Annotated in this window: 15 protein-coding genes; 4 read left to right on the forward strand and 11 right to left on the reverse strand. The window is 71.5% G+C overall.

Going from position 1 to position 17,149, the window contains the following annotated elements; all coding sequences use genetic code 11:
- Window positions 1-154: 154 nt before the first annotated feature.
- The 6 genes from AC07DW_RS16190 to AC07DW_RS16215 form a co-directional block, all read right to left on the reverse strand.
- Window positions 155-1,003, reverse strand: a complete 849-nt coding sequence (locus AC07DW_RS16190; protein WP_478858290.1) for a shikimate dehydrogenase — start codon at window positions 1,001-1,003, stop codon at window positions 155-157.
- On the reverse strand, window positions 1,000-2,715 hold the full coding sequence (gene mltG / locus AC07DW_RS16195; protein ID WP_478858291.1) for an endolytic transglycosylase MltG: 1,716 nt from the start codon (window positions 2,713-2,715) through the stop codon (window positions 1,000-1,002). Before mltG ends, AC07DW_RS16190 begins: the two co-directional genes overlap by 4 nt.
- Window positions 2,716-2,816: 101 nt before the next feature.
- Window positions 2,817-3,281 (reverse strand): Holliday junction resolvase RuvX, encoded by a 465-nt coding sequence (gene ruvX / locus AC07DW_RS16200; protein ID WP_478858292.1) that lies wholly within the window; start codon window positions 3,279-3,281, stop codon window positions 2,817-2,819.
- Window positions 3,281-5,950 carry an alanine--tRNA ligase gene (gene alaS / locus AC07DW_RS16205; protein WP_478858293.1) on the reverse strand — a complete coding sequence of 890 codons (2,670 nt, stop codon included), beginning with the start codon at window positions 5,948-5,950 and terminating at the stop codon, window positions 3,281-3,283. Before alaS ends, ruvX begins: the two co-directional genes overlap by 1 nt.
- Window positions 5,950-6,282: a DUF6167 family protein gene (locus tag AC07DW_RS16210; protein WP_478858294.1), complete on the reverse strand. Its 333-nt coding sequence runs from the start codon at window positions 6,280-6,282 to the stop codon at window positions 5,950-5,952. The genes alaS and AC07DW_RS16210 overlap by 1 nt, the downstream gene beginning before the upstream one ends.
- Before the next feature lie 8 nt (window positions 6,283-6,290).
- Complete coding sequence (locus AC07DW_RS16215) at window positions 6,291-6,722, reverse strand: DUF948 domain-containing protein (RefSeq protein WP_064068038.1); 432 nt, start codon at window positions 6,720-6,722, stop codon at window positions 6,291-6,293.
- Window positions 6,723-6,899: 177 nt separating this feature from the next.
- Here AC07DW_RS16215 and AC07DW_RS16220 point away from each other — a divergent pair, with 177 nt between their 5' ends.
- Window positions 6,900-9,023, forward strand: coding sequence for an ATP-binding protein (locus tag AC07DW_RS16220; protein WP_478858295.1), 2,124 nt, complete (start codon window positions 6,900-6,902; stop codon window positions 9,021-9,023).
- A gap of 86 nt (window positions 9,024-9,109) precedes the next feature.
- Here the strand turns inward: AC07DW_RS16220 and rpsD are convergent, their stop codons facing one another.
- Entirely contained in the window at window positions 9,110-9,724 is a 615-nt protein-coding gene (gene rpsD, locus AC07DW_RS16225; protein WP_351817620.1) for a 30S ribosomal protein S4, read from the reverse strand.
- Window positions 9,725-9,918: 194 nt separating this feature from the next.
- Here rpsD and AC07DW_RS16230 point away from each other — a divergent pair, with 194 nt between their 5' ends.
- On the forward strand, window positions 9,919-10,599 hold the full coding sequence (locus tag AC07DW_RS16230; protein ID WP_478858296.1) for a DUF2470 domain-containing protein: 681 nt from the start codon (window positions 9,919-9,921) through the stop codon (window positions 10,597-10,599).
- Here AC07DW_RS16230 and AC07DW_RS16235 read toward each other — a convergent pair.
- The 4 genes from AC07DW_RS16235 to AC07DW_RS16250 form a co-directional block, all read right to left on the reverse strand.
- Window positions 10,596-11,954 carry a replication-associated recombination protein A gene (locus AC07DW_RS16235; RefSeq protein WP_478858297.1) on the reverse strand — a complete coding sequence of 453 codons (1,359 nt, stop codon included), beginning with the start codon at window positions 11,952-11,954 and terminating at the stop codon, window positions 10,596-10,598. The two genes, AC07DW_RS16230 and AC07DW_RS16235, sit on opposite strands and share 4 nt — an antisense overlap.
- A 31-nt stretch (window positions 11,955-11,985) precedes the next feature.
- On the reverse strand, window positions 11,986-12,609 hold the full coding sequence (locus AC07DW_RS16240) for a vitamin K epoxide reductase family protein (RefSeq protein WP_478858298.1): 624 nt from the start codon (window positions 12,607-12,609) through the stop codon (window positions 11,986-11,988).
- Window positions 12,610-12,736: 127 nt separating this feature from the next.
- Window positions 12,737-13,999 carry a histidine--tRNA ligase gene (hisS, locus tag AC07DW_RS16245; protein WP_478858299.1) on the reverse strand — a complete coding sequence of 421 codons (1,263 nt, stop codon included), beginning with the start codon at window positions 13,997-13,999 and terminating at the stop codon, window positions 12,737-12,739.
- 13 nt (window positions 14,000-14,012) lie between these two features.
- Window positions 14,013-14,723: an MBL fold metallo-hydrolase gene (locus AC07DW_RS16250; RefSeq protein WP_478858300.1), complete on the reverse strand. Its 711-nt coding sequence runs from the start codon at window positions 14,721-14,723 to the stop codon at window positions 14,013-14,015.
- Window positions 14,724-14,876: 153 nt separating this feature from the next.
- On the opposite strand from AC07DW_RS16250, the gene AC07DW_RS16255 reads away from it, so the two are divergent.
- Window positions 14,877-15,665, forward strand: coding sequence for a peptidylprolyl isomerase (locus AC07DW_RS16255; RefSeq protein ID WP_478858301.1), 789 nt, complete (start codon window positions 14,877-14,879; stop codon window positions 15,663-15,665).
- 210 nt (window positions 15,666-15,875) lie between these two features.
- On the forward strand, window positions 15,876-17,105 hold the full coding sequence (locus tag AC07DW_RS16260; RefSeq protein WP_478858302.1) for a DUF349 domain-containing protein: 1,230 nt from the start codon (window positions 15,876-15,878) through the stop codon (window positions 17,103-17,105).
- Window positions 17,106-17,149: the final 44 nt, after the last annotated feature.

The following is a 17,149-nucleotide window of genomic DNA, read 5'->3' on the forward strand; positions in this document are numbered from 1 at the left end:
CCTCCCACGTCCACGGCCCGCACCGGTGTCCGGTCCAGAACGCGGACGCCCCGTCCGTCAGGCGGACAGCCCTGAGAGCGCGCCGGTGACGGGCGGGCGGAGCCGGCCGGGGGCGGACGAGTCGGAGCCGGCCGGGCGGACGAGTCGTAGCCGGTCAGGAGTGGGCCGGCGGGGCCTGACCGGCGGCGAGGGCCCGCTCCCCGGCGGCCCTCATCGCCGCCATGGGCGCGGGCGTCCGGCCGGTCATCCGCTCCACCTGGAGGACGGCCTGGTGGACGAGCAGGTCGAGCCCCCCGACGACGACGCCGCCGCGCGCCGACCAGGCGGCCGCCAGGGCGGTGGGCCACGGGTCGTACAGCACGTCGAACAGGGTGCCGGGCCGGTCGGGGACGCCGGCGGCGAGCGCGTCGGTCGTCCCGGCGGGCGTAGTGGCGACGACGAGCGGCGCCCGCAGCCCCTCGGCCGCCCTCTCCCAGCCGGCGGTACGGACCCGGACGCCGAGCCGCTCGCCCCAGCCGCGCATCTCCTCGGCGCGCGCCTCGCTGCGCACGTACGCGGTGACCGGCCCCGTGCACAGGTGGGACAGCGCGGCGAGCGCGGAGGATGCGGTGGCTCCCGCGCCGAGTACGGCGGCGCTGTCCACCGTCTCCACGCCCCGCTCGCGCAGCGCGGCGATCATGCCGGGGATGTCGGTGTTGTCGCCGACGCGGCGGCCTTCCTCCGTGAGGACGACCGTGTTGACCGCCTCGACGGAGGCGGCCGTCGCGGTGACCTCGTCGAGCAGCGGGATGACCGCCCGCTTGAGCGGCATGGTCAGCGACAGGCCGGCCCAGGACGCGTCCAGCCCCTCCAGGAACGCGGGGAGCCGCGCCTCGTCCACCTCGTACCGGTCGTACGACCAGTCGGTGAGGCCGAGCTCCGCGTAGGCGGCCCGGTGCAGGACCGGGGAGAGCGAGTGGGCGATCGGCGACCCGAGTACGGCGGCGCGCTTCACAGTGCTCACTGCCCGGATTTCTCCCGTTCCTTTTCGTACTGCTCCACGTTCCGGTTGTGCTCCTCGTTCGTCACCGAGAACACCGTCTTGTCCTCGTTGATCGAGACGAAGTAGTACCAGGGGCCGGGTGTCGGATTGAGCGCGGACTTGATGGCGTCGACACCGGGATTGCTGATCGGACCGGGCGTCAGGCCCTTGATGTCGTACGTGTTGTACGGGTCGTCGATCTTCCGCAGATCCGCCACCGTACCGACGTCAAGGGTGCTTTCTTCCTTGATGTAGTTGATGGTGGAGTCGAATTCGAGTCGCCCGACCGTCTCGATGTTGTTCGGCTTGAGACGGTTGTAGACGACGCGTGACACCTTGTCGAAGTCGTGCTTGTACTTGCCCTCGACCTGCACCATGCTCGCGACGGTCAGGAGCTCCCAAGGGCTTCGCAGCCCCAGCGACTTGGCCTTCGTCTCGATGTCGAGTCTGCCGTATTCGGCGTTCGCCCGGGCGACCATCCTCTTGAGGACGTCCTCCGGCTTCGCCCCCTTCGCCACCGGATAGCTGGCCGGGAAGAGGAAGCCTTCCAGCGGGTCCTTCAGATCGGGGTGGCCGGTGGCCCAGGCCGGCAGCCCGAGCGTGTTCGCCTTCGCCTTGGCGACCGATCTCGTCGTTCCCGGTTTCAGCTCCAGCTTTTTGTCGATCTGCGCGTAGATGTACGCGCTCCGCTTTCCTTCGGGAATGGTGAGCGCGTTCCGGTTCTCCGGATCGAGCATCGCCTCGACGGCACTGGCGGCGGACATGCCCTTCTTGAGCGTGTAGACGCCGTCCTGGATGCTCTTGCCGTTCGGGTTCTGCTCCTGCGCGGAGACGAAGGCGCCCTGGCTCTTGACCACGCCGTTCTCCACGAGCAGGGCGGCGATCTCGTACCCACCGGCGCCCTTGGGGACCTCCACCTGGACGGTCTCGTTCGTACCGTCGCCGACGAAGTCGGGCGCCTCGCCGAACCGGCCCTGCCAGAACTGGTAGCCGAAGTACGCGACGCCGCTCGCGCCGCCCGCCATGACCACGGCCACGACCAGGCAGGCCAGGCCGTTGCGGCTCTTCTTCTTTTTCTTCTTCTGCTTGCCGCCCCGGCGGCCCTGACCCCCGCCGCGCCTCGACGCGCCCGGCTCGTCGCCGTCGCCGTCGCCGTCGTCAAGATCGCCGTCCGAGAAGAAGGGGTGGCTCTCCTCCTCCGGCTCCTCGCGCGGCGGCTCCTGCTCCGGCTGCGGGTCGGTCTCGCGCCGCCGCCGGCCGGGGGGCCGCGGCGGCGGGTACGCCTCGGGGGTGCCGTACAGGTCGGGGCCCTGGGCCCCGTACGGGTCGGCGGGGGCATGGGCCCCGTAGGGCATCGCCGCGTGCTGACCGGTGTCCCAGGTGCCGTTGTCGTACGGCTGCCCGGCGTAGGTCGGCTGGGGATAACCCTGCTGGGGCGGGACCTGGTGGTGAGGGTCGGGCGCGGCCTGATGGTCGTGCCCGCCCTGGTGCTGCTGGTCGCCGTGACCCTGCGGGTCGCCGTGTCCCTGCTGCGGCTGCTGCTGGTACGGGTCCTGCTGGTTCCCGTACGGCGCCTGCTGCCCGTACTGCGTCTGCTGGTAGTAGGCCTGCTGACCTTCCCACCCCTGGTGCCCGTACGCCGGGTCCTCGGGGTGCCACGGTTCGGAGCCGGGGCCCCGGCCATACTCAGTCATCGATCCCCAAACAGCCGCGAGGCGTCCGGACGATCCGCCTCTACGTCGCGCGGCGGCTGTTCGAACGCCACCGCATCGCGCGGAACGTTACCGTATCGCGATCAGATGACCACTTCGACGCTCTCTCCGGGCGGATTACCTGATACCCGTTCGGACTCAAGAGCGTTCTGAAGGATGATCACAGCGGCTGCCTGATCGATGACAGAGCGACCTTTTTTGGACTTCACGCCCGACGCGCGCAGTCCCTGACCGGCCGTCACTGTGGTCATCCTCTCGTCCACGAGCCGGACCGGGACCGGAGCGACGGCGCGGGCGAACTCCTGCACGAAGGCGCGGACCTTGGCCGCGGCCGGGCCCTCGCCCCCACTGAGGGAGCGAGGGAGCCCGACGACGATCTCGATCGGTTCGTACTCCTCGGCGATCTGCCGCAACCGCCGGTGGGCGGCCGGGACGTCACGTCCCGGCACCGTCTCCACCGGGGTGGCGAGCACCCCGTCGGGGTCGCACGAGGCGACCCCGATCCGGGCGTCCCCGACGTCGATCGCGAGCCTGCGGCCCCGTCTCATCAGACGGTGTCCGCGACGAGCCGCTCGACGGCGCCGATGGCCTCGCCGATGGCCTCCGGGTTCTGGCCGCCGCCCTGGGCGACGTCCGGCTTGCCGCCACCGCCGCCGCCGAGGGTCTTGGCGGCGGTACGAACCAGCTCGCCGGCCTTGAGGCCCCGCTCACGGGCGGCCTCGTTGGTGGCGATGACCGTCAGCGGACGGCCGTTGGCGGCGGTGAACAGGGCGACGACGGTGGGGCGGTCGCCCGGCATGCGGCCACGCACGTCCAGGACCAGCCTGCGCAGGTCGTCGGCGGACGTGCCGTCCGGCACCCGGCCGGTCACCAGCGCCACGCCCCGGACGTCCTGGGCGCCCTGGGCGAGGCCGGCGGCGGCCTGGAGCACCTTCTCGGCGCGGAACTTCTCGATCTCCTTCTCGGCGTCCTTCAGCTTGGCGAGCATGCCGGAGATCTTCTCGGGAAGCTCCTCGGGACGGCCCTTGACCAGCTCCTGGAGCTGGGCGACGACCGTGTGCTCCTTGGCCAGGAAGTTGTACGCGTCGACGCCGACGAGGGCCTCGATGCGGCGCACACCCGAGCCGATCGACGACTCGCCGAGCAGCTTCACCAGACCCAGCTGGGCGGTGTTGTGGACGTGCGTACCGCCGCACAGCTCCTTGGAGAAGTCGCCGATGGTGACCACGCGGACCTTCTCGCCGTACTTCTCGCCGAACTCGGCGATGGCGCCCTGCCGCTTGGCCTCGTCGATCGGCATGACCTCGGCGTGCACGTCCAGCTCGCGGGCCAGCACCTCGTTGATCTTCTGCTCGACGTCGGTCATGACCGTCTGCGGCACGGCGGACGGCGAGCCGAAGTCGAACCGGAAGCGACCGGGCTGGTTCTCCGAACCGGCCTGGGCGGCCGTCGGGCCGAGGGCGTCGCGCAGCGCCTGGTGGGTGAGGTGGGTGGCGCTGTGGGCGCGGGCGATGGCCCGGCGGCGCCGGACGTCGATCGTGGCGTACGCCGTGGCGCCCACGGTCACCTCGCCGACCTGGACCGACCCCTTGTGCACGGAGACACCCGGAACCGGCTGCTGGACGTCGCGCACCTCGATGACGGCGCCGCTGTGCAGCCTGATGCGGCCGGTGTCGGCGATCTGGCCGCCGCCCTCGGCGTAGAACGGCGTCCGGTCGAGAACGACCTCGATCTCGTCGCCCTCCGTGGCGGCCGGCGAGGGCACCCCGTTCACCAGCAGGCCGACGACGGTGGTCTCGCCCTCGGTGTTGGTGTAGCCCACGAACTCGGTGGCGCCGGAGGTGTCGGCGATCTCCCGGTAGGCGGAGACGTCGGCGTGGCCGGTCTTCTTGGCCCGGGCGTCGGCCTTGGCGCGCTCCCGCTGCTCCTTCATCAGGCGGCGGAAGCCGTCCTCGTCCACCGAGAGGCCCTGCTCGGCGGCCATCTCCAGGGTGAGGTCGATCGGGAAGCCCCAGGTGTCGTGGAGCAGGAACGCCTTGTCGCCGGAGAGGACCGTGCCACCGGCGGCCTTGGTCTCGGTGACGGCGCTGTCGAGGATGTTGGTGCCGCCCTTGAGGGCCTTGAGGAAGGCGGCCTCCTCGGCGAGGGCCACGGTCTCGATGCGCTTGCGGTCGGTCTCCAGCTCCGGGTACTGCTCGCCCATCGTCCGGATGACGGTGTCGACGAGCTCGCCGACGACCGGGCCGGTGGCGCCGAGCAGACGCATGTTGCGCACGGCCCGGCGCATGATGCGGCGCAGCACGTAGCCGCGGCCCTCGTTGCCGGGGGTGACACCGTCGCCGATGAGCATCACGGAGGTGCGCATGTGGTCGGCGACCACGCGCAGCGAGACGTCGCTGTCGTGGGCGGCACCGTACTGGACACCGGTGAGGGCGGTGGCCTTGTCGATGACGACCTTCAGGGTGTCGGTCTCGTACATGTTCCGTACGCCCTGGAGGATCATCGCCAGGCGCTCCAGACCGAGGCCCGTGTCGATGTTCTTGCTCGGCAGGTCACCGAGGATCTCGAAGTCCTCCTTGCCGGTGCCCTGGCCGCGCTCGTACTGCATGAAGACCAGGTTCCAGATCTCCACGTACCGCTCGTCGTTGACGGCCGGGCCGCCCTCGACGCCGAACTCGGGGCCGCGGTCGTAGTTGATCTCGGAGCAGGGGCCGCAGGGGCCGGGGACGCCCATGGACCAGAAGTTGTCCTTCTTGCCCAGGCGCTGGATGCGCTCGGCCGGGACGCCCACGACGTCCCGCCAGATCTGCTCGGCCTCGTCGTCGTCCTGGTAGACGGTGATCCAGAGCTTCTCGGGCTCCAGGCCGTAACCACCGTGCTCGACGGAGCCGGTGAGCAGCTCCCAGGCGAGCTTGATGGCGCCTTCCTTGAAGTAGTCGCCGAAGGAGAAGTTGCCGCACATCTGGAAGAACGTGCCGTGGCGGGTGGTCTTGCCCACCTCTTCGATGTCCGGCGTGCGCACGCACTTCTGGACGCTGGAGGCGCGGGTGTAGGGCGGCTTCTCCTCGCCTAGGAAGAAGGGCTTGAACGGCACCATGCCGGCGTTGACCAGGAGCAGAGTCGGGTCGTCCGCGATGAGCGACGCCGAAGGGACGACGGTGTGCCCGCGCTCCTCGAAGAAGCTCAGCCAGCGGCGGCGGATTTCAGCCGACTCCATCAGTGGTCCTCATTCCGGTTGTACGAGTGGTTGTCGGTGTACGGAGGGCGGGCACCGTCCAGGGGGACCGCGCGGCGCGGCGCCGGCAGCGCCGGGTCGTCGGCGGGCGCCTCGATGCCCAGCGCCTCACCCAGTTCGGCCTCGCGCTGGAGCATGCCCGCCCGGACGTCGAGCGCGAACTCCTTGAGCCGGTGGCCGGCCTCGACCGCCTTGTCGGCGGCCTGGGCGGCGAGGCTCTCGGGGGTCAGCTGCTTGAGCTTGCGGTTGACCTTGGTGGTGGCCCACACGCCGGCTGCGGCGCCCGCGGTGAACCAGAAAGCTCGGCGGAACATCCCTTGCGTCAGCCCTTCCGCTTCCGGCCCCTGGCTCCCGGCACCGTACGGCCGACGATCACCGTACGCCGGGGCTGCTCGGCCGGCCTGTCGTTCTTGTTCCGGCTCATCGCCCGGCGCACGCCGTAGCCGAACGCCGCGACCTTGACGAGTGGTCCGCCGAAGGTGGAGGCGACCGTCGTGGAGAGCGCGGAGGCGTTGGAGGTGACTTCCTGGACGTCCGACGCGATGGCGTCGACCCGGTCGAGCTGCGTCTGCGCGGAGCGCACCGTCGCGGAGGCGTCTGCCAGCAGCGGGACCGCCTGCTCGGTCACCTCGGCCACGAGCCGGGTGGTCGCCCTGAGCGTCTGGGCCAGCCTCACCAGCACCACGGCCAGGAAGGAGACCAGGATCGCCCAGAAGACGGCCACGAGAATCCCGGCAACCTCTCCACCGGTCACTGCGCACCGCTCTCTGCTCGTCGGTCGTCGGTCGTCGCATGTCGGACGCCTCGAAAAGTCGTCCTCCGAGCCTATCGCGCCGACGCTCGCTCGCCGTACCGCATTAGGGGCGGGCGGAGCCGGAGTTGTGCGGTCCGATTGTACGGAGTGCACCCGCGCAAGTACGCTCCGTGTCTCATGCGACGCTGCAATCCGAGCAATCTGCCCGCGGAGCTGAACCGGTTCGTCGGGCGCGACGACGAGATCGGCGAACTGCGGAGGCTGCTCACCCGGTTCCGGCTCGTCACGGTGGTCGGCGTGGGAGGGGTGGGAAAGTCGCGGCTGGTGCTGCGCACCGCCGCCGCCACGGAGAAACGCTACTGCGACGGGGCCCGGCTGGCGGAGCTGGCGCCGCTGCGCGACCCGGGCCTGCTGGAGCAGGCGCTGCTGGACGCGCTCGGCCTGACGGACCACACGCGGCGCCCGCCGCGCGAGGTCCTGGCCGAGCACCTGGCCGGCCGCCGGATGCTGCTGGTCCTCGACGGTTTCGAACACCTGGTGGACGACTGCGCGGACCTGGTGCGGGAGTTGCTGCGCCGCTCCCCCGGGCTGACCGTGCTGGCCGCGGCCCGGTGTCCGCTGCGGCTGGACGGCGAGGCCGTGCTGCCGCTGGCGCCACTGCCCGACGACGACGCCGTGCGGCTGTTCACCGACCGGGCCGCCGCGGTGCTGCCTGACGCCCGCGCGGTGGGCGGCGGCCCGGCGGACGGCTGGCCGGCGGACGGCGGTTCGGTGCGGGAGCTGTGCCGGCGCCTCGACGGGATCCCGCTGGCCCTGGAACTGGCCGCCGGCCGGCTGCCCGTGCTCACCGTGGAGCAGATGCTGCACCGGCTCGACGACCGGTTCCGGCTGCTGACCGGCGGTACGCGCGGCGCGCTGCCCCGGCACCGGACACTGCGGACGGCCATCGGCTGGAGCCACGAGCTGTGCACGCCCCGGGAACGGCTGCTGTGGGCGCGCCTGTCGGTGTTCCCCGGCCCTTTCGACCTGGAGGCGGTCGAGTACGTGTGCGGCGGCCCGGACCTGCCGGCCGACCAGGTGCTGGACGCCGTCGCCGGGCTGGTGGACCGGTCCGTACTGCTCCGCGAGGAGACGCCCGCGGGCGTGCGCCACCGGATGCTGGACACGGTGCGGGCGTACGGGGCGGAGTGGCTGGCGGCGCTGGGCGACGAGGAGCGCATGCGGCGGCGGCACCGCGACTGGTACATGGGGCTGGCCACCTGGTGCGAGCTGGAGTGGTTCAGCCCGCGCCAGGCCGAGGTGGCCGCCTGCGCCGACAGCGCGCTGCCCCATCTGCGGGCGGCCCTGGAGCTGTGCCTGGAGGACCCGGACGAGGCCCACCTGGCGCAGCACCTCGCCGCGACGCTGTGGTTCTGCTGGGTCGGCTGCGGGCGGCTGGCGGAGGGGCGGCACTGGCTGGACCGGGCGGTGGCCGCGGACCGGGGTCATGACGAGGCCCGGCTGCGGGCGCTGTGGGTGCTGGGGTACGTGGCGATCCTCCAGGGCGACGACACGGCGGCACTGGCGGCGCTGTACGCGTGCCGGGAGGGCGCCGCCCGTACGGGAGACGCGCTGGCGGCCGCGTACACGACCCACCGGCTGGGCTGCCTGGCGCTCCTGTCGGACGACATGCCGCGCGCCGAGGAACTGCTGACGCGGGCGCTGGCCGCGTACCGCGAGCTGGGCGAGCTGAACAGCCAGGTGCTGATGGGCCAGGTCGAGCTGGCGATGGCGAAGGTATTCCTGGGCGCCCCGGAGACGGCCGTGGCGCTGTGCCAGGAGGTGCGGGAGGTGTGCGAGGACCGGGGCGAGCTGTGGACGCGGGCGTACGCGCTGTACGTGCTGGCGTACTCGGCCTGGACGCGGGGCGCGTACGGCGAGGCCAGGGAGCTGCTGGGCGAGTGCATCGCCATCGACCACGCGTTCCGGGACCTGGTCGGGCTGGTGCTGGCCGTCGAGCTGCTGGCGCTGGTGACGGCGGCGGAGGGCGACCCGGCGGAGGCGGCGGTGCTCCAGGGCGCGGCGGCGCCGATGTGGGAGGCGGTCGGCCTGCCGCTGTTCGGCTCCGGTTACTTCAGCGCGCCCCGGGCGCTGTGCGAGCAGCGGGCCGGCGAGGAGCTGGGCGCCGAGCGCTTCGGGTCGTGTCTGGCGGAGGGCGGCGCGCTCCCGCTGGACGCGGCGGTGGCGCGGGCGCTGTCGGGGCCGCCGCCGGCCCCGGTGCCTCCGGGGCGGTTGCCTCCGGGGCGGACGCGGCCGAGGTGAGGGGGCGGGGCGCCGGCGGGAACGCGAAAGCCCGCCGCTCCCCGGAGGGAACGGCGGGCTCGACAACCGCGTGAGTGACGCCTGGATCAGCGGGCGTAGTACTCGACGACCAGCTGCTCGTCGCAGATGACCGGGATTTCCTTGCGGTTCGGCTCGCGGTCGAGGCGGAAGGCCAGGGCCTTCAGGTTGACCTGCAGGTAGCGGGGGGTCTCACCGTCGGGGGCGAAGCCGCCCTCACGCGCGACCTGGAACAGGCTCTTGTTGCGGCTGCGCTCGCGGACCATCACGACGTCGTCGGGGCGGACGCGGAACGACGGCTTGTCGACCTTGCCACCGTTGACCTCGATGTGGCCGTGAACGACCATCTGGCGGGCCTGGTAGATGGTGCGGGCGATGCCCGAACGCAGGACCAGGGCGTCGAGACGGCGCTCGAGCTCGACGACCAGCGCCTCGCCCGTCTTGCCCTCGGCCTTCTTGGCGCGGTCGTAGGCGCGCGCCATCTGGCGCTCGCTGATGTCGTACTGCGCGCGCAGACGCTGCTTCTCGAGCAGGCGGACCTTGTAGTCCGAGTTCTGCTTGCGGCCACGGCCGTGCTCGCCCGGCGGGTAGGGGCGGGCCTCGAAGTACTTGACGGCCTTCGGCGTCAGCGCGATACCGAGCGCACGGGACTTCTTGACCTTGGGACGCGACTGGTTAGGCACGTTCTCCAGACCTCCGAATTAGGTTAGGTTAGGCTTACCTTAATCAAGGAGATCGCATGTCGAGCCCTGGGAACACCACGCGCGTCACAGACAGCAGCACAAAGAGCGATGCTCGCGCTTCGCGGAGCATCGATGTGACGGAGGTCCGATCAGCTCATGGTCAGCCGCGTCCCAGCGGGCCTGAAATCGCGCGGATGCCGTCAGCAGCCGAGCGCACACGAACTCTCGTACAGAGTACATGCTCCGCGGTGCTCATCCTCCCGGGGGCCGACGGGGCCCGTCCGGAGGAGCTGATGCCGCGGGCGCGGCTCGTGGGCACGGACGGCGAGGTCTACCTGCTGTACCCCGCCGACGCCCCGGCCGTGCGGGCCGCCACGCACGCGCAGGACGACGAACTGCCCGCCGTGCTGGAGCTCACCGATGTCGCCCCGGTCGCCGTCCCCCACCGTATCCGCGGCCGGGCGTGGCTCTCCGGGTGGCTCACCCGCGCCCCGGGCATCGCCGAACCCGGGTACATGATGCTGCGCCTGGAGGTCGGGGAGGTGTACCTCGACGACCTGTGGGGCGACGCGGCGGTGGGCCCCGCCGAGTTCGCCGAGGCCCTGCCGGACCCGCTCACCGCGCACGAGACCGAGCTGCTCCAGCACCTCGCCGCCGCGCACGACGACCGTGTGCAGGGGCTGAGCGGTCTGCTCGGACACCGGGCCGGCGTACGGAGCGTGGTGCCGCTGGCACTGGACCGCTTCGGGCTGCGCGTGCGGTGCCGGGACGCGTCGGGGCGGTTCTTCGACGCGCGCTTCGACTTCCCCGAGCCCGTGGGGGACGTCCATGGACTGCGGCGGGTGATGCGCGCGCTGTTCGAAGCGGCCGGCTAGGCCGATCCCTCGCCCCGCAGCCGCTCGCGCACCTTCTCCACCACGTCCGCGTACCGCGCCTCCGCGCCGTACCGGGTGGGCTCGTAGTAGCGCCGGCCGTGGATCGCGTCCGGGGCGTACTGCTGGGCCGCGATACCGCCCGGCACGTCATGCGGATAGACGTACCCCTGGGCGTGGCCGAGCTTGGCCGCCCCCTTGTAGTGCCCGTCGCGCAGATGGGGCGGCACCGGGCCGGCCAGACCGTTGCGCACGTCCGCCTGCGCGGCGGCTATCGCGGTGGTCGCGGCGTTGGACTTGGGCGCCAGCGCGAGGGCGATGGTGGCGTGGCTCAGGGTGAGCGCCGCCTCCGGGAAGCCGATCATCGCCACGGCCTGCGCGGCCGCGACGGCGAGGGGCAGCGCGGTCGGGTCCGCCAGCCCGATGTCCTCGCTCGCCGAGATCATCAGGCGCCGGGCGATGAAGCGGGGGTCCTCGCCGGCCTCGATCATCCGGGCGAGGTAGTGCAGGGCCGCGTCGACGTCGGAGCCGCGGATGGACTTGATCAGGGCGCTCGCGACGTCGTAGTGCTGGTCGCCGTCCCGGTCGTACTTCACCGCCGCCCGGTCGACCGTCTCCTCCAGTGTGGCGAGGGTGATCTCCGGCTCGTTCTTGGCGATGGCCGCTCCGGCCGCCGCCTCCAGGGCGGTCAGCGCCCGGCGGGCGTCTCCGCCGGAGATGCGCAGGAGGTGGGACTCGGCGTCGTCCGGCAGGGTCACCGCCCCGTCCAGACCGCGTCCGTCGGTGAGGGCGCGCCGGAGCAGGCCCCGGATGTCGTCGTCGGTGAGCGGTTCCAGGGTGAGCAGGAGGGAACGGGAGAGCAGCGGCGAGATCACCGAGAAGTAGGGGTTCTCGGTGGTGGCGGCGATGAGGGTGACCCACCGGTTCTCGACGGCCGGCAGCAGGGAGTCCTGCTGGGCCTTGCTGAAGCGGTGGATCTCGTCGAGGAAGAGGACGGTCTCCTTGCCGAAGCCACCCGCCGCGCGGCGGGCGCCGTCGATGACCGCGCGGACCTCCTTGACGCCCGCGGTGATCGCGGACAGCTCCACGAAGCGCTTGTTGGTCGCCTTGGAGACGACGTACGCCAGGGTCGTCTTGCCGGTCCCCGGCGGGCCCCAGAGGATGACGGACGAGGCGCCCGCCGGACCCCCGGCGCCCTCACCGACCAGCCGGCGCAGCGGCGACCCCGGCTTCAGCAGGTGCTGCTGGCCGACGACTTCGTCCAGGGTGCGCGGGCGCATGCGGACGGCCAGGGGACTGCTGGACGGGTCCTTCTCCTGGCGTTCTTCGGCCGCTGCGGTAAAGAGGTCGGGCTCCACATCCAGAAGCGTATGTCAGCCCACTGACACCTCAGCCGGTCCAGAAGTCCCACCAGCGGGTCAGGATCAGCATCCCGATGACCCCGACGTGCAGGACGGGCAGCACCCAGGTGAACTCGTCGAGGAAACCGCGGACCGCGCGCGGCGCCGGCAACAGGCCGTTGCGCACGTTGTGCGAGGTCACGTACCAGAACATGACGATCGTGGCGACCCAGGCCAGGGAGCACCACAGGCACAGCGCGTTGATCTCGTACAGCGACTGGTGCATCAGCCACATGCAGAAGCCGACGCCGAAGAGGGTGCCGGCGTTCAGGCCGAGCCAGTACCAGCGGCGGTGGCGTGCGCCGGCGAGCAGGCCGGCGCCGATGGCGACGACCATGCCGTACGTCACCAGGCCGAGCATCGGGTTGGGGAAGCCGAAGACCGCCGCCTGGTCGCTCTTCATGACGCTGCCGCAGGAGACGACCGGGTTCAGGCTGCACCCCGGGGTGAAACCCGGGTCCTCCAGCAGCTTGAACTTGTCCAGCGTGATCACCCACGCGGCGAGCAGCCCCGCCGCTCCGGTGACCACCAGCATCCAGGCGAACGCCCGGCCGGCGCCGACCGCCTTCCCGCCGTGGTCGGAGGACACGTCGTCAACCGCTGCAGTCGTCATGTGGGCCGTTCCATCACTCGGTCGGTGCGTGCGTGAGGCGGTGGCCATTGTGCCGTACGCCGGCTCCCGTCCGCCGTTCGGTGGACATAAGGACACCCCGGCGGGTGGCCGGGGTGTCCTCGGCGCGTCAGGCCAGGCGCGAGCCCAGCTTCTCGACGAGTCCGTCGAGGGCGACCGGCTCCTGCTCTCCGGACTCCATGTCCTTGAGCTGGGCCACGCCCTCGGCGAGGTCCCGCTCGCCCAGCACCAGGGCGTACCGGGCGCCGCTGCGGTTGGCGGCCTTCATCGCGGCCTTCAGACCCTTGCCGCCGTACGCGAAGTCCGTCGCGACGCCCACCTTGCGCAACTCGGTGACCAGGCCGAACAGCCGGCGCCGGGCCTCCTCGCCGATCGGGACCGCGAAGACGCTGGTGGTGGCCGGCAGGTCCAGGGCGACGCCCTCGGCCTCCAGGGCCAGGACCGTGCGGTCCACGCCCAGCGCCCAGCCCACCGACGGCAGGGCGGGGCCGCCGATCATCTCGGACAGGCCGTCGTAGCGGCCGCCGCCGCCGACCGCGGACTGCGAGCCGAGGCCGTCGTGGACGAACTCGAACGTGGTGCGCGTGTAGTAGTCCAGGCCGCGCACCAGCTTCTCGTCGTCCTCGAAGACCACGCCGGCGGCGGAGAGCAGCTCGCGCACCTCGGAGTGGTACGCCTTGCAGGCGTCGCACAGGTGGTCGCGCAGCAGCGGCGCGCCCACCAGCTGCTTCTGGACGTCGGCGCGCTTGTCGTCGAGGACCCGCAGCGGGTTGATGTCGACGCGGCGGCGGGTGTCCTCGTCCAGGTCCAGGCCGCGCAGGAAGCCCTGGAGGGCCTCCCGGTAGACGGGGCGGCACTCCTTGTCGCCCAGCGAGTTCAGCAGGATGCGGAAGTTCCGCAGGCCCAGCGAGCGGTACGCCTGGTCGGCCAGGATGATCAGCTCGGCGTCCAGCGCCGGGTCCTCGGCGCCGATCGCCTCGGCGCCCACCTGGGAGAAGTGGCGGTAGCGGCCCTTCTGGGGGCGCTCGTAGCGGTAGTACGAACCCGAGTACCAGAGCTTGACGGGAAGGTTGCCCGCCTTGTGGAGGTTGGCCTCCAGCGCCGCGCGCAGCACGGACGCGGTGCCCTCGGGACGCAGGGCGAGCCTGTCGCCGCCCTTGGTCTCGAAGGCGTACATCTCCTTGGTGACGATGTCGGTGGACTCGCCGACGCCGCGGGCGAACAGTTCGACGTTCTCGAAGCCGGGGGTCTCGACGTACCCGTAGCCGGAGTTCCTCAGCGGTGCGGAGATCGCCTCGCGGACGGCGAGGTACGTCGCGGAGACCGGCGGCAGCAGGTCGTAGGTGCCCTTGGGGGCCTGGAAGGTACTCACGGGGCTTCTCTCGTCACATTCCTCGTCGGGGAGCGGGAGCCGCTCCCTGGCCGCCGGCCGCCACCTCGCGCAGGTACGGGTTGGTGGCGCGCTCGCGGCCGATGGTCGTCTGGGGGCCGTGGCCGGACAGCACCACGGTCGAGTCGTCGAGCGGCAGGCACACCCGGGCCAGCGATTCGAGCATCTCGGCCATGTCACCGCCGGGCAGGTCGGTGCGTCCGATGGAGCCGGCGAACAGCAGGTCGCCCGAGAAGAAGACCGGCGGGACGTCCGCGGCCTCGGGCATCCCGAAGGTCACCGACCCCTTGGTATGGCCGGGCGCGTGCGACACGGTGAGCTCCAGGCCGGCGAGGCTCAGCTTCGCCCCGTCCGTCAGCTCGTGGACCTCGTCCGGCTCCCCCACGGTCAGCTCGCCCATGAGCGGCATGCCGATGGAGCGGCCGAGGGCCTTCTCCGGGTCGCTCATCATGTACCGGTCGGCGGGGTGGATCCACGCGGGTACGTCGTGGGCGCCGCAGACCGGTACGACGGAGGCGACGTGGTCGATGTGGCCGTGGGTCAGGACGACGGCCACGGGCTTGAGCCGATGCTTCTTCAGCGTCTCCTCGACCCCCTGGGCGGCCTGGTGGCCCGGGTCGATGATCACGCACTCCTCGCCTGCGGCGGGGGCGACCAGGTAGCAGTTGGTCCCCCAGGCCCCGGCGGGGAACCCGGCAATGAGCACGATCGTCCTTAAAGAGTCGTCCGGCACGCGTCGTCCGGTGAGGAATGCAGCAGTTCAGAGCCTACCGGCGCTGCTCATTCCACAGCCAACCCGTATACGGTACGGGCACACTCGGCCAGGACAGGAACAGACGACCGACAAGGAGAAGACCCGGTGGTCACCAGCGATCAGCGGCGGCGCCAGCTCGCCCGGGAGAAGTTCGAGCGGCAGCAGAAGCGCCGTGAGGAGGCCCAGCGCAAGGCCAAGCGGCGTACCAGGATCATCGTCGCCGCGGTCGCCGTGGCGCTGGTGGCGGGCGCCGGTGCCTACACGAACTTCCGCACCGAGTCCGCCAACGCGAAGGAGCCCATCGAGTTGCCGTCCTCCTCGCCGGGGACGGAGTCCTCCCCCGAGCCGAAGGCGGACGAGCCGAAGATGGCCGTCGACACCAAGGCGAAGTACACGATGGCGCTCACGACGAACCACGGTGCCGTCTCGATCGCGATGGACGCCGGGAAGACGCCGCGCACGGTGAACTCGTTCAAGCACCTCGCCGACAAGAAGTACTTCGACGGCACCAAGTGCCACCGCCTGACCACGCAGGGCATCTTCGTGCTCCAGTGCGGCGACCCCAAGGGCGACGGCACCGGCGGTCCCGGCTACACGATCCCGGACGAGAACCTCGCCTCCCTGGGCAAGCCGGGCGCCGACGGCGCGGTGACCTTCAAGGCCGGGACGGTGGCGATGGCCAACACCGGGCAGCCCGGCACCGGCGGCAGCCAGTTCTTCCTGGTCTACAAGGACACCAAGCTGCCCCCGCAGTACACCCCCTTCGGCACCATGGATTCGGCCGGCCTGAAGGCCGTCCAGGAGGTGGCCAAGGGAGGGGTCGCGGGGGGCGCCCAGGACGGTGCGCCCAAGAAGGCGGTCACCATCCGGAAGGCCACCGTCGACAAGGCGTGAGCCACGGCGTGGGCCAGCCCGTGGTTCAGGGTGCGAACCGGCGAATTCGGTCGCGCTGAGTGCGGACAGCCGGGTCGCCGGTCGCCTAGATTGGCGTTGTGCAGCGCGGCTCCGACCGTCGCGTTGTGGAGGGCGGGCGAGGCCCGTCAGGGAACTGTGGACGATGCCCGGGGGTGACCGCCCTCGTCGGCATCATGTGGAGGAGGCGCTGTGAGCAGCGACCCGTGGGGCCGCGTCGACGAGACGGGCACCGTGTACGTGCGTACAGCCGACGGCGAGAAGGTCGTCGGATCGTGGCAGGCCGGATCTCCCGAGGAGGCACTGGCCTACTTCGAGCGCAAGTACGAGGGCTTGGTTGTCGAGATCGGCCTCCTCGAGAAGCGGGTGAAGACCACCGACCTGTCGGCCAAGGACGCCATGGCCGCGATCGACCACATCCGCCACCAGGTGGACGAGCACCACGCCGTGGGCGATCTGGACGCGCTGCGCAAGCGGCTGGACACGCTGGTCGAGACGGTCGAGGCGCGGCGCGAGGAGCGCAAGGCGCAGAAGGCCAAGCAGACCGACGAGGCCCGGCACGCCAAGGAGGCGCTGGTCGCCGAGGCGGAGGAGCTGGCGCAGAGCGAGCAGTGGCGGGCCGCCGGCGAGCGGCTGCGTGCCCTGGTGGACATCTGGAAGGGCCTGCCGCGGCTCGACCGGAAGTCCGACGACGAGCTCTGGCACCGTTTCTCGCACGCCCGGTCGGCCTTCTCCAAGCGCCGCAAGGCGCACTTCGCCTCGCTGGACGCGCAGCGCGAGGACGCCCGCAAGGTCAAGGAGAAGCTGGTCGCCGAGGCCGAGGCGCTCTCCGGATCCACCGACTGGGGCGTCACCGCCGCCCGGTACCGCGAGCTGATGGCGGACTGGAAGGCGGCCGGCCGGGCCCAGCGCGAGCACGAGGACGACCTGTGGAACCGCTTCCGCGGCGCCCAGGACGTGTTCTTCGCGGCGCGCAGCGAGGTGTTCGCGGAGCGTGACGCCGAGCAGACGGAGAACCTCAAGCTCAAGGAGGAGCTGGCCGGCGAGGCCGAGAAGCTGCTCCCGGTGACGGACCTCAAGGCGGCCCGTGCGGCGTTCAGGTCCATCAACGAGCGGTGGGAGGCGATCGGTCACGTGCCGCGCGACGCCCGCCCGAAGGTCGAGGGCCGGATGCACGCCGTGGAGCGGGCGATCCAGGAGGCCGAGGAGGCCGAGTGGCGTCGTACGAACCCGGAGGCACGCGCGCGTGCGGCGGGTCTGACGGGTCAGCTCCAGGACGCGGTCGACAAGCTGCAGAAGCAGATCGACACGGCCCGTGCGGCGGGCAACGACGCCAAGGCGGACAAGCTCGCCCGTGAGCTGGAGGGCCGGCAGGCGCTGCTGGACCAGGCGCTGAAGGGGCTCCAGGAGTTCGGCGGCTGACGCGCACGACAGGAGAAAGGGCCTCCCCGCGGCGGGGAGGCCCT

The organism is Streptomyces sp. NPDC045701, assembly GCF_056432045.1.